The sequence below is a fragment of the Bradyrhizobium sp. WYCCWR15520 genome (genome assembly GCF_056174665.1).
Genome location: NZ_JBWBWM010000011.1, coordinates 176,958 through 189,118, shown reverse-complemented (window position 1 = coordinate 189,118; position 12,161 = coordinate 176,958). Strand labels below are relative to the sequence as shown.

The window sequence follows — 12,161 nt, the reverse complement described above, 5'->3', positions numbered from 1 at the left end:
GAGACGGCCTTTCAAGGCGATGCGGTCGACGCCGGCCTACTTGGCCGGTTTCAACAGCGTCGCAATCAACACGAGAACAGAACAAGCCAGCCAAAGATAGTACCCCGGTCCAAAGCCGCACACCGTCGCGTTTCCTCCACCGTCCATCCATACAGAGGTGAAGGAAAAAGCAGTGACGACGATGAGCGCGACGGCCGCTAATGCAAAACTCAGATTTGCGGCTCGGCGTAGTCTTCCTAGCGCCGCAAAAAGCATCAACGGATTTGCAATCCATCCGAACTGCCCATCGAGGACGCCGAGCGGTCCAATCAAGAGAAGCTCCCATCCCCGCGTCCACTGGTGCGCCTTGCACACGAAATCCTCGCGAAAAAATCTACCTCCCGAAACGGAGGGCGAGAAGAGTGAGAGGACGAACAGGGCGAGAGCTATCCAGAGAAGTATCCGTATGATTTGCGTGCGACGAGCACCAGTCCGCATCAATTTAGTCTTTCAGTCCTTTATAAGCCGCTACTCGTTTCACCAGATCAATAGCAATTTGCTGCTGCTCACTTGAAGCGCGCCAATCAACTGATTGGTCCGATAAACCGAGAGTCGTCAAAACTTCGCTTATCAAAGGCTCAACGCCGAACTCCGCAACCGCACCGGCGTCTACGTGGACGTATGGCCCCATTTCTTGATAGTGATCGATCGCGTGTTGGAGCTCAAGAAACAAGACCACTTGTCCCGTGGGTAGCCTGAGAAGCATTCCGCGAGCTGGACCCAGCTGATCCTCCCAACTCTCGACCTCAAAACCAAGTGACTGCGCGATCTCCGAGAGGCGCACTTGAAAGCGCATGATGGCAAAATCGGTGTAAGGAAACCGATAGTCGTAAACTTGTACTACGTTCGTCATTGTACAAACCATTTCCGAGGCGGTGACCCCGGGACTATTGATACACCGCGCGATTGTATTTCTCCATGACGTGCACTCCGGCACCGTCCTAGCCTGTGCTACGATGCCCGGAACGCCTCGCCCTTGAACCGCTTCACCGGCCGCCCACGCTCGAGGCGGTCATGCGCTGCATGCGCATCGTTCCGGGCGGTGATGGCTTCGAGCTCACCCTGCAGCCGGAGCAACGCTGTCATTCGCTCCAGTGCCAGCGCCTTGTTGCGATGCTGCGAGCGCTCCTCCCGTGCCACGACAGAGAGCCCGCTGGCGATGTGGGTGGCGCGCACCGCGCTCTCGGTTGTTCTGATGCTGACCGCCGGGACCGCCGGCCCGGAAGGCTTCGAAGCGGACATCCTGCTCTGCGAGCGCCTTCGGTGCCTCAGGCAGCGCCGGAAGCTCGAACACGCCGATGAACCAGTTCTTGCGCTTGTGATGCGGCCGGACCGGGCTCTGCGCCACCCACTGGATAGCGCCGATCCACGGCCGCGCGAACGCGGCCGCGGCTTCGCCGTGGACCAGAACGATGGCCGAGCCCGGACCATGTCCGTCCGGGCTCGGGCCTTCTACGCAGTCGGTTTCAAGGCCGAGCGCAGCAGCTTCGGCCGCGAGCGTTGCAACGGCTTTCCGGACCGCGATCCGGCATTCCGCCGGACCGCGGCCGCTGGTGAAGAGAAGCCGGATCATCGGCGGTCCTCCTTCCAGGATTTCTCCCGTCGGGCGGCGCTGCTCGCCACATTGGATTGCGCCTTCTTGAACGTCACGAGCGGCCGGAACGTCGCCACCACCCGCGCCAGGCCGAACTCGACGAGGTCTTCGATGACGCGTTCGATGTTCTTGTAGGCCTCGGGCGCCTCCTCCGCGAGCAGGCCACGATCGCCGCAGACGACGATGCCGCCATAGGGATTGCGCTCCAGCCGCGCCACGTCGGACTTCTTGACCCTGATACGGCCGTGCATGGATGCGCGATCGTATTTGCGGCCTGCGCCATGCGCGAGGGAGGCGAGCGCATCGGTCTGCATCGCCGCGAGCGGCTCCACCAGATACGACAGCGTGCCGCGCGATCCCGGCACCGGCACCAGCCCGCGATCGGACGCTGCTGCGCCTTTCCGATGCAGCGCCATCACGTTGCCACCGGCATCGGCTTGACGCTCGACCATGTTGTGCGCCAGATCGTTCACAGCGCGCAGGTGCGCACGCGCAACGGCCGCCGCCCGTTCCGCGATGATGCGACGGTTGAGCCTGGCCCACTGCACGGCGTGGTCATGCGCATCCATGTACGCGCTGCCGGCTTCGCTCGCGGGGTCAAGCGCCGCCTGGCCGTTCCGCATCTCTCGCTCCAGGATCGAGAAGCCGAGCCCGCGCGAACCGGAATGGACCAGAACATAGGCATGGTCGCGGTCGAGCCCGGCCTGCGCGGCGATGTCAGGCTCAAGGATTTCCTCGATCGCCTGGATCTCGCAGAAGTGGTTGCCGCCGCCGATGCTGCCGAGCGAAGCATCGAAGGCGGTCGCGCGAAGACCGGCGTCGGTCAGAACGCTGCTCGTATCGCCGTCCCATGGCTGATCGAGCGCGTGCAAGCGCCCGGCCAGTTGGTCGAGCCGAAGCTTGCGCGCGGCGATATCGAGTTCAAACAGGCCCATGCCGCAGCCGATGTCGGAGCCGACCAGTTGCGGATGAATGTGATCCGACAGCACAGCGCAGCCCACGGGGCCGTATTTGCCGGGATGAAGGTCCGGCATCGCGGCGACCGCGCGGACGCCGGGCAATCCGGCGACCTGTTGCAGTTGCAGCGTAGCGTTGCCCTCGATCCAGGACTTGGACGAGGCGAAGACGTGGATCGGCGCGCAGCCGTCCACTTTGGGAGAAGTGCCCATTGAAAGACTTTCAGGAGATTTGAGAATCGTCGACGCGCGCAAACGCAACGATCGTTGGCTTTAAGCGCGCGAGTTCCCAAGCGGCGGGCTAACGCACGCGCTCTTAGGCGATGCCCTCGACGGGGCGGCGAGACATCAACGTCATCGAGCCTTCTCCCTGATGATCGTGCCAAAATCGGCCACCGATCGCGGCAGACACATAGCGGCGAAATGCAAAAGCTGCAACCCCCGCGCGGCGAAACCGCAGCGATGCGGCAACCCAAGGGCGCAATGAAGTGCCTCGCGAGCGGTGCACGTCCACTTTCGCATGGATCTGTGGGCGAAACGCTACTGACAATCCCGGGTACGGGGACTATATCAACCTCGCCCGGCACGTCCGGGCTTTTGGCGTTCGGATGGGACAGAGAAATGACGGGTACGACACGGTCGAGCGGTGGCCTCGACGACCGCCGCAAGCGGCTTTTATTTCGCTGCTGGCATCGCGGTACCCGCGAGATGGATCTGATCCTCGGACGCTTTGCGGATGCCGAGATATCAAAAATGCGCGATGACGAACTGGCCGAACTTGAGCGCCTGATCGAGGTACCCGATCCCGATCTCTATGCCGCGCTGATCGGCGACAAGCCGCCCGATCCGGAATATGCGACCGCGCTGTTCGAGCGCATCAAGGCGTTTCGCGCCGTGGATCACGACGCATGAAGGCATCAGTCAAATCACCTGCCGCGCTGCTGACCCCCGGCCGCGCGCTGACCTTTGCCAATGTCGCCGAAGGCGCGGAAGGGCTGGTCGTCTCGGACCTCGCGCGTGCGGTGGCGGCCCGGCCGAAACCGCCGGCGGTCAGCCTTGCGGTGGTCTGCCGCGACGGCCCACGCATGCAACAACTGGCGCGGGCGCTGGAATTCTTTGCGCCCGATCTGCCGGTGATGCAGTTTCCGGCCTGGGATTGCCAGCCCTATGACCGGGTGTCGCCGCATGGCGGCGTCCTGGCGCAACGCCTGACCACGCTGGCGCGGCTGTCGCGCCTGCAGGGCAGCGACAAGCCGCTGATCGTGCTCACCACCGTCAACGCCATCGTGCAGCGCGTGCCGGCGCGCGAGGTTGTGGCGGCGCAGGCGCTGTCGGTCGCGCCTGGCCATGTCGTGCCGATGGATTCGATCGTCGCCTGGCTGGAGCACAATGGCTACAACCGCTCCTCGACCGTGCGCGAGCCCGGCGAATACGCGGTGCGCGGCGGCATTCTCGATCTGTTTCCGGCCGGGCTCGATCAGCCCGTGCGGTTCGATTTCTTCGGCGACAGCCTGGAATCGATCCGCACGTTCGATGCGGAAACCCAGCGCACCCTGCTCGACATGCGCGCGCTCGACCTGGTGCCGATCTCGGAATTCCAGCTCGTTACCGAGACCATCCGCCGCTTCCGCATGGGCTATGTCGCGACCTTCGGCGCACCGGAGCGCGGCGATCCGCTCTATGAGGCCGTCAGCGAAGGCCGCCGCCATCCCGGCATGGAGCATTGGCTGCCGCTGTTCCAGGAACGGATGGATACGCTGTTCGACTATCTCGATGGCGCGCCGGTTGCGATCGAGCCGCAGAGCGAGGATGCCGCGCGCGAGCGCTTCAAGCAGATCCAGGACTATTACGAGGCAAGGCGCGAGGCGTTGGAGCATCCAGGATCAGGCGCGATCTACAAGCCGTTGCCGCCGGACCGGCTCTATCTGACGGAAACGGAATGGACGACGCGGTTGAACGACGCGGCAGTGGCGCGGCTGACACCGTTTGCGGTCCCTGAGGGCACCAGCGACGTGTTCGACGCCGGCGCGCGGCAGGGCCGGAATTTCACGCCTGAGCGCGCCGATACTGCGGTCAATGTATTCGAGGCCGTGGTGGCGCATGTGCTGGCGCTGCAGGCACAACGCAAGAAGGTCGTGATCACCCTGTGGAGCGAAGGCTCGCGCGACCGCATGAGCAGCATGCTCAGGGATCACAAGCTTGCCAATATCACCAGCGTCAACACCTGGCGCACGGTGCAGGCGACGCCGCGCAACGAGGCCATGCTGGCGGTGGTCGGCATGGAGAGCGGTTTCGAGACCGACGAATTCGCCGTCATCACCGAACAGGACATCCTCGGCGACCGCCTGGTGCGCCAGCGCAAGTCGAGCCGCAAGCTCGACAACTTCATCTCCGAAGTCACGAGCCTTTCGACCGGTGATCTCGTGGTGCATGTCGAGCACGGCATCGGGCGCTTTGTGGGTTTGCAGACGATCGAGGTCGGCGGCGCGCCACATGACTGTCTCGAACTGCATTATGCCGCGGAAACGAAGCTGTTCCTTCCGGTCGAAAATATCGAGCTGCTGTCGCGCTACGGGTCCGAGCAGACCGGTGTGGAGTTGGACCGGCTGGGTGGTGGTGGCTGGCAGGCGCGCAAGGCCAAGCTCAAGAACCGCATCAGGGAAATTGCCGGCGAACTGATCAAGATCGCGGCGGAACGGCAGTTGCACGAAGCGCCGAAAATGCCGGTGCAGCCGCATGTCTATGACGAATTCTGTGCGCGCTTCCCCTATGAGGAAACCGAGGACCAGCTCGGCGCCATCACGTCCACGCTTAAGGATCTCGAAAGCGGCCGTCCCATGGACCGGCTGATCTGCGGCGACGTCGGTTTTGGCAAGACCGAGGTGGCATTGCGAGCGGCGTTTGCCGTGGCGCTCGACGGCAAGCAGGTCGCTGTCGTGGTGCCGACCACACTGCTGGCGCGGCAGCACAGCAAGAATTTTGCCGATCGCTTCAGAGGCTTTCCGGTCAATGTCGCGCAGGCCTCGCGTCTGATCCCGGCCAAGGAGCTGACGCAAACCAAGAAGGGGCTCGCCGAAGGCAATGTCGACATCGTGGTCGGCACCCACGCGCTGCTCGGCAAGTCGATCAAGTTCCGGGACCTCGGATTGCTGATCGTCGACGAGGAGCAGCACTTTGGCGTCAGCCACAAGGAGCGGCTGAAGCAGTTGCGGGCGCAGGTGCATGTGCTGACACTGAGCGCCACCCCGATCCCGCGCACGCTGCAGCTTGCGTTGACCGGCGTGCGCGACCTCTCGATCATCGCCTCGCCCCCGGTAGACCGCCTCGCGGTGCGTACCTTCGTGGCCCCGCACGATCCCCTGATGATCCGCGAAGCGCTGCTCCGCGAACGCTACCGCGGTGGACAGGCGTTCTACGTCGTGCCGCGGATCGAGGATCTCGCCAGCGTGAAAGACTTCCTCGATAAGAACGTGCCCGAGATGAAGGTCGCGGTCGCGCACGGCCAGATGCCGCCGACCGTGATCGAGGACATCATGTCGGCGTTCTATGACGGCAAATACGACATCCTGCTCTCGACCACCATCATCGAGTCCGGCCTGGACATCCCGAACGCCAATACGCTGATCGTGCACCGCGCCGACATGTTCGGCCTGGCGCAGCTCTATCAGTTGCGCGGGCGGGTAGGGCGCTCGAAACTGCGAGCATATGCGCTGTTCACGCTGCCGACGCAGCAGAAGATCACCGGTCAGGCCGAGCGGCGGCTGAAAGTGCTGCAGTCGCTGGAAACGCTCGGCGCCGGCTTCCAGCTTGCGTCGCACGACTTGGATATCCGCGGCGCCGGCAATCTGCTCGGAGAGGAGCAGTCCGGCCACATCAAGGAGGTCGGCTTCGAGCTTTATCAATCGATGCTGGAGGAGGCGATCCTCAACCTCAAGGCCGGCGTGGCGGAGCCTGCCGCAGACCGCTGGTCGCCGCAGATCACCATCGGCATGCCGGTGCTGATCCCCGAGGATTACGTCAACGACCTTGCGGTGCGGCTATCGCTGTACCGGCGGCTGGCCGATCTCGACACCGACGAGGAGATCGACAATTTCGCCGCGGAGATGCGCGACCGCTTCGGCGTGCTGCCGGATGAGGTGCGCTATCTGTTCAAGGTCGCCGCGATCAAGGCCTATTGCCGCAGAGCCAATGTCGAGAAGGTCGATGCCGGGCCTAAGGGCGCGGTGATCTCGTTCCGCGATAACAGCTTTGCCCAACCGGATCGCCTGGTAGCCTTCATCCGCCAGCACGGCCAGGCCGCGAAAGTGCGGCCGGACATGAAGGTGGTGTTCCTGCAGGCATGGAAGACGCCGGAAGAGCGGTTGATGGGCACGACCGAGATCTTGCGGCAGCTCGCCAATCTCGCGGAAAGCAAGAAGGCGGCGTAAGCGGGGCTCTCTTCCTGTCATTGCGAGAAGCGAAGCGACGAAGCAATCCATCTGTCCTCATGCGCGGAGGGATGGATTGCTTCGCGGAGCCTGTCATCGGGCGGCGCTTCGCGCCGACCCGCTGGCTCGCAATGACGGGGATAGATCGGGCGCTTGCTCTAAGATGCCGCGCGTTGCGCACCTTCCTGCAGCCGTGACCGCAATGACTTCGCGGAATCGTTCGGCAGCAGCGTGGCGACCGTAACTGAAGGCTCCGACCGTGCGTCACGCTGGCCGTGACTGGTATGGCGCATCACGCTCGACAGCCGCCGGGCGACGGCATGGGCCGTCTTCAGGTCGGCCTCGGCAAACACCACGACCACCGAGCCGTCGTCCTGCGCGGCGCCAAAATCCATTTGCCGCATCAGGCGGCTGATGATCCGCGCGCCATCGAATTGCGCGCGCGGATGATCGGGGTCGAACGCAAAGCGCGCGACCGACAATCCGCCGCCGCGCTGCTGGGTCTGGTAGATGGCGCTGGCAAAGTCGCGTTCGAAGGCTTCCGCCGTGAGCAGACCGGTCCGCGCGTCGATCAGGCCGTCGGCGTCGATTGCCTTCAGCGTGCGGCTCAGATGCGCTTCGAAGGCGTGCTGGCGGATCAGCGGCAGCACCGTCGTTGCCACCTGGGCCGCATCGCCGGAAACGATTTCGAGGTTCGCCAGATCATAGGCCGGCGCCAGATCGCCTGCGGTCACGACGACGGGGAGATTGCGGAAACGGGAGTCCTCCGTCAGCACGGTGAGGAAGGCATCGACGACGCGCAGGCTGAATCCTTCGCCGAGCACGATGCCGTCGATGTCTCTGGTGTTGAGATGCTTCGCAGCCGCCTCGATCGAGAGCGCGCCGACCACGCCGCTGCGCTCGCCAAGCGCGACCGACAGCGCGGGATAGGCGCCGCCGCGGCCGATCAGCAGCACGGTAGCATCGCGCGCCGGGTCGATCTGTGACAGCGTCATCGGCGCTGCCGGCACCAGCCGGCGCATCACGGTTGCATGCAACGCCCGCACGCGCAGCACGGCCCGCAGGCGGGCCATCAGCCGGTCGCAGCCAGCTTGTTGGGTGTGGGGGACGTGGTTCTGAAGGACTTGGCTCTGAAGGACTTGGCTCTGAAGGACTTGGCTCTGAAAGAAGGGAATGACGTTGTCGGGATAGGCCATCTGCGGGTCCACCGCGATCAACGGCAGATAAGGCTGTCGCGCCGCGACCCGCGCGGCCAACTCCGTCAGTCCGGCAGCGTCGGTCTGCGATGCCGCGGCCAGCACGGCGGCCGGCTGGACCTGCTCGACCGCGCGCGCCGCGTCCGCCCATCCGGTCTCGACCACGGGAAACAGCCCTGCGCCATCCAGCGTGGCGGCAAAAGACGGCCGGCTCGCGCTTGATGCGACGAGGATCGGACCTTGCTGGGACATTTGCGGACTCGGATAAGGCGCGAAACAGGAAGCCGCGATCCTAGTTTGCCCCGCTTAATGCGGCGTCAACGGACGCCCGCCGCCGGCGTCTCAGGCGGCGTTGCTCCGATCCCGAAATGCTTCCACCATCAAGGGGTTAAGGCCAAGTTCTGTCAGCGCGTCCCGAGCGCGCGCGTTGTCGAGGGCGCGCCCCGCCAGCCGGTGGCCGCTGATACGGTCCGGCAACGCGGTCAGAAGCGCACCCTGGCCGAGCCGGCGCGCCCATTCTTGGAGGTCCTGCGCCAGGAACCGGTAGCCGCCGACGGCCATGACGCCGGACGGCGGCGCCGTGATATGGACCGCACCGGTCACGCGGTCGAGTCGCGAGGCGTAGTCCGTGTCGACATAGTCGCGCGGCGGCGACGCGATCAGGGAGTCGCTCGGCGGCGGAGGGGGCGCATAGGCTGCGACCGGCACCATCGGCCCGCGCAATCCTAACGTGCCGCGCGGCGTCACGAGGATTTCGCCCGCGATCGACGATCCCGGCAGATCGCGCGGCGCGCCGTGCGGGCCAGGCTTGATCAGGGCCGGCGAGCCATCCTCAGCGATCCGGCGCGCGCCGAACAATCCGGCCTCGCCGAATAGATAGACATCCGTCAGCGTCGCCTGTTGCGCGGTCCAGCATGCGCTGGAACCGACCTGCTCTGGCGTGCGCCACAGGCCGATAACATTGCGCAGGCTCGGCATCCGCGCGGCGAGGTCCAGTTCGTCCAGCCGCAGCGCCAGTTGAGCAGGTGCAATCAGCGTGTCGCAGGCCTGTTCGTTGATCTGCTGCTCCAGAACCTCATCGTCGAAGGGGTGGTGCAGCACCAATGTTCCGCCCGACAGCAGCCAGATCGCCAGCGAGGAGGCGAGGCCGGCAAACGACATCGGCGAGAACGCCGACAGCATGGTGGCGCCCTGCGGCACGTCGCTTTCGAGCGACATGGAAAGCCCACCCGCAATCAGGCCGAGATGGGCGCGCGGGACCGGCCGGAAGCCGTCTGCGGTGACATCGAATGAAATCAGCGCCGCCTTGCGGCCGTCCTGGACCACGGCGCGCGTGGTCGGAGATTCCCGGAAGATGGCATTGTCGAGCGAGGCCATGCCTTCCGGCAGGTCGCTGCCGAAGCCGCAGACATGGCGGATCGAGAACGCTTCGGCGGCGGCGTTCATGGCGATGTCCGAATAGACCACGCCGTCGACCTTGCCCGAAGTCACGATCGCCCGCGCGGCGGTGCGGTTGAGGGCCATCGTCAATTCCGACTGCCGCCAGAGCAGGGGCAGCACTGCAACGACAAGACCTGCGCGATAGGCGGCGAGCACGGTGACCGCGAATTCGATGGTGTTCGGCAGTTGAACCGCGATCACGGAATTGGACGGCAAGCCCGACTCGATGAAGTGCGCGGCCAGCGAGGAGATCATACGGTCGGCCTGCGCAAAGCTAAGACGTTTCGGCGGCTGGCCGGTGATGCGTGGCTTGTTGGGGGGATCAACCAGCGCCAGCGCGTCCGGCTGCCGTGCCAGGTTCCGTTTGAATAGCGTATCGAGCGTCGGCGAAGCGGTCGGCTGGGTCACGGCGTTACTTCGGCTCTATCACGAGGGTTGCGTCGGTTGGGCAAGATACTTGGCAAGATACTTGGGTACGCAACTAAATTCACTTCGCTTCCGGCTTCTGCCACCAGGTTTCCGGCAGATAGCCCGTCAACGCGGTCGCCACAGGTTGTTCTATCCGATTCCAGCGCGCGATCCATTGCTCCTGCACGTTAAACACCGGAATTGCGTAGAAGCCCGATATCAGAACGCGATCGAGCGCCCGCACCGCCGAGACGAAGGCCGGACGCTCACGCGCCTCGAGCAGCGTCCCGATCAGGGCGTCGATGGCCAGCTCCTTGGCTCCCATGTAATTTCGCGTGCCGGGAATGTCGGCGGCCTGACTGCCCCAGTAGAACGATTGCTCGTTGCCGGGGGACAGCGATTGATCCCAGCGGTTCTGCAGCATGTCGAACTCGTAGCCGAGCCGGCGCTGGTCGAACTGCACGGGATCGACGGCGCGAATGCTGACCTCGATGCCGGCGCGCTTGAGGTCGCGCTGATAGGACAGCGCGATCCGCTCCTGGTCGCGCGTCGTTACCAGGATTTCGAAGGTGAGCGGCGTCCTGGTCGAACGCTGCCGCAGCACGGCTCCATCGAGATCGTAACCGGCCTCCGACAGCAAGTTCAGCGCCTGGCGCAACGTCGTGCGATCGCGGCCCGATCCGTCGGTGACGGGCAGGCGATAGGTGCCGTCGAGAATATCGGGGCGGATGCGCTCGGCGAACGGTTGCAAGAGTTCGCGCTCGCGCGCGTCGGCCGGACGGGTGTAGGCGGAGAGTTCGGATCCCGCGAAGAAGCCCGGCGTGCGGGCATAGAGCCCGAAAAAGTAATTGCGGTTGACCCACTCGAAATCGAACAGCAGCGTCAGCGCCTGCCGCACGCGGATGTCGGAAAACTGCGGGCGCCGCGTGTTGAACACCAGGAATTCCGACGGCTGTGGCATTCCGGGCTTGATGGTGTCGCGGATCACTTCGCCATTGCGGGCTGCCGGAAAGTCGTAGCCCTCGTGCCAGCGCAGCGGTTCGTATTCGACGCGAAAATCGTAGAGGCCGCGCTTGAACGCCTCGAACAGGCCGTTGGACTCGCGGTAGAAGTCGAGCCTGATCTCGTCGAAGTTCCATAGGCCCCGATTTACAGACAGGTCGCGGCCCCAATAGTCGGGATTGCGGGTCAGCGTAACGCTGGCTCCCGGCTTGACGGCGGTGACGCGATAGGGACCGGAACCGACCGGCCCGGTCATCGTGGTTTCCTCGAACGTGGCGGGATCGACGGCATGCCTAGGCAGGATCGGCATCAAGCCGAGGATCAGCGGCAGTTCGCGGTCATTGGCGCCGCCGAAATCGAAGCGCACCGTGAGCGGGTCGAGCGCCTCGGCCTTTGCGACCTTGGAATAATACTGGCGGTGATTGGGACGGCCCTTGTCGCGCAGCAAGGTCCATGAAAACAGCACGTCCTCTGTCGTAACCGGCTTGCCGTCGGCGAAGCGCGCTTTGGGATCGAGGCGGAAGGTGACATAGCTGCGCGCATCGTCGGTCTCGACGCTCCTGGCGAGCAGGCCATACAGCGTGAAAGCCTCATCATTGCCGCGTGCCATCAGGCTCTCGACCACAAAGCCCCTGATCTGCTGAACGGCGATGCCACGGACGATCAGGGGATTGAGACTGTCGAAAGTTCCAAGGACGCCCCAGACCAGCCGCCCGCCCTTCGGCGCATCCGGATTGGCATAGGGCATGTGGGTGAAATCGGCGGGCAGGGCGGGCGTCCCGTGCATCGCCAGTGCGTGGGTTTCGGCCGCCTTCGCACCGCTGAGCGGAGCCACACCCAGCGCGAGGGTGATACAGGTCAGCACACGCAGACGGATATGCCTAAAGGCGGTCATTGGCGGGCAGCGATTTGATTCGAAAATGCACACCGAAAAGCTTTACCATAGGCTTTGGCCCCGGCCTGCGGGGAATACCAAAGATGCTTGTCGGCATTGATCTTTTCGGCTGCCGCTGTATTGAAGGCGGGCAGTTGATGCCAGCGGGAACGCCTGTCACGTATCCGCCTCAATTGCCAACGAGATAGCCGCCTCAGCGCGGGT

Annotated in this window: 10 protein-coding genes; 2 read left to right on the top strand and 8 right to left on the bottom strand. The window is 64.3% G+C overall.

The features are described 5' to 3' along the window. Positions 1–36: 36 nt before the first annotated feature. The 5 genes from AC0QUY_RS14820 to AC0QUY_RS14800 all read right to left on the bottom strand — a co-directional run bounded on the left by AC0QUY_RS14820 (position 37) and on the right by AC0QUY_RS14800 (position 2,802). On the bottom strand, positions 37–312 hold the full coding sequence (locus AC0QUY_RS14820) for a hypothetical protein (RefSeq protein WP_161854692.1): 276 nt from the start codon (positions 310–312) through the stop codon (positions 37–39). 169 nt (positions 313–481) lie between these two features. After that, a complete protein-coding gene (locus AC0QUY_RS14815) occupies positions 482–892 on the bottom strand; it encodes a hypothetical protein (RefSeq protein WP_475387371.1) in 411 nt (136 codons plus the stop codon). 98 nt (positions 893–990) lie between these two features. Further along, a complete protein-coding gene (locus AC0QUY_RS14810) occupies positions 991–1,179 on the bottom strand; it encodes a hypothetical protein (RefSeq protein WP_475387399.1) in 189 nt (62 codons plus the stop codon). After that, positions 1,097–1,612: a peptide chain release factor H gene (locus tag AC0QUY_RS14805; RefSeq protein ID WP_475387400.1), complete on the bottom strand. Its 516-nt coding sequence runs from the start codon at positions 1,610–1,612 to the stop codon at positions 1,097–1,099. The genes AC0QUY_RS14810 and AC0QUY_RS14805 overlap by 83 nt, the downstream gene beginning before the upstream one ends. Beyond that, positions 1,609–2,802: an RNA ligase RtcB family protein gene (locus tag AC0QUY_RS14800; protein ID WP_475387370.1), complete on the bottom strand. Its 1,194-nt coding sequence runs from the start codon at positions 2,800–2,802 to the stop codon at positions 1,609–1,611. The genes AC0QUY_RS14805 and AC0QUY_RS14800 overlap by 4 nt, the downstream gene beginning before the upstream one ends. Positions 2,803–3,210: 408 nt before the next feature. On the opposite strand from AC0QUY_RS14800, the gene AC0QUY_RS14795 reads away from it, so the two are divergent. Further along, positions 3,211–3,501 (top strand): FAD assembly factor SdhE, encoded by a 291-nt coding sequence (locus tag AC0QUY_RS14795; RefSeq protein ID WP_475387369.1) that lies wholly within the window; start codon positions 3,211–3,213, stop codon positions 3,499–3,501. Further along, positions 3,498–7,016, top strand: coding sequence for a transcription-repair coupling factor (gene mfd, locus AC0QUY_RS14790; protein WP_475387368.1), 3,519 nt, complete (start codon positions 3,498–3,500; stop codon positions 7,014–7,016). The genes AC0QUY_RS14795 and mfd overlap by 4 nt, the downstream gene beginning before the upstream one ends. Before the next feature lie 158 nt (positions 7,017–7,174). Here the strand turns inward: mfd and AC0QUY_RS14785 are convergent, their stop codons facing one another. The 3 genes from AC0QUY_RS14785 to AC0QUY_RS14775 form a co-directional block, all read right to left on the bottom strand. Beyond that, entirely contained in the window at positions 7,175–8,464 is a 1,290-nt protein-coding gene (locus AC0QUY_RS14785; protein WP_475387367.1) for a GGDEF domain-containing protein, read from the bottom strand. A 90-nt stretch (positions 8,465–8,554) separates the two neighbouring features. After that, positions 8,555–10,060 carry an AMP-binding protein gene (locus tag AC0QUY_RS14780; protein WP_475387366.1) on the bottom strand — a complete coding sequence of 502 codons (1,506 nt, stop codon included), beginning with the start codon at positions 10,058–10,060 and terminating at the stop codon, positions 8,555–8,557. 79 nt (positions 10,061–10,139) lie between these two features. Beyond that, the gene (locus AC0QUY_RS14775; protein WP_161854685.1) at positions 10,140–11,957 is read right to left on the bottom strand and encodes an extracellular solute-binding protein; all 1,818 of its coding nucleotides are present in this window, start codon (positions 11,955–11,957) and stop codon (positions 10,140–10,142) included. Between the last annotated feature and the right edge of the window lie 204 nt (positions 11,958–12,161).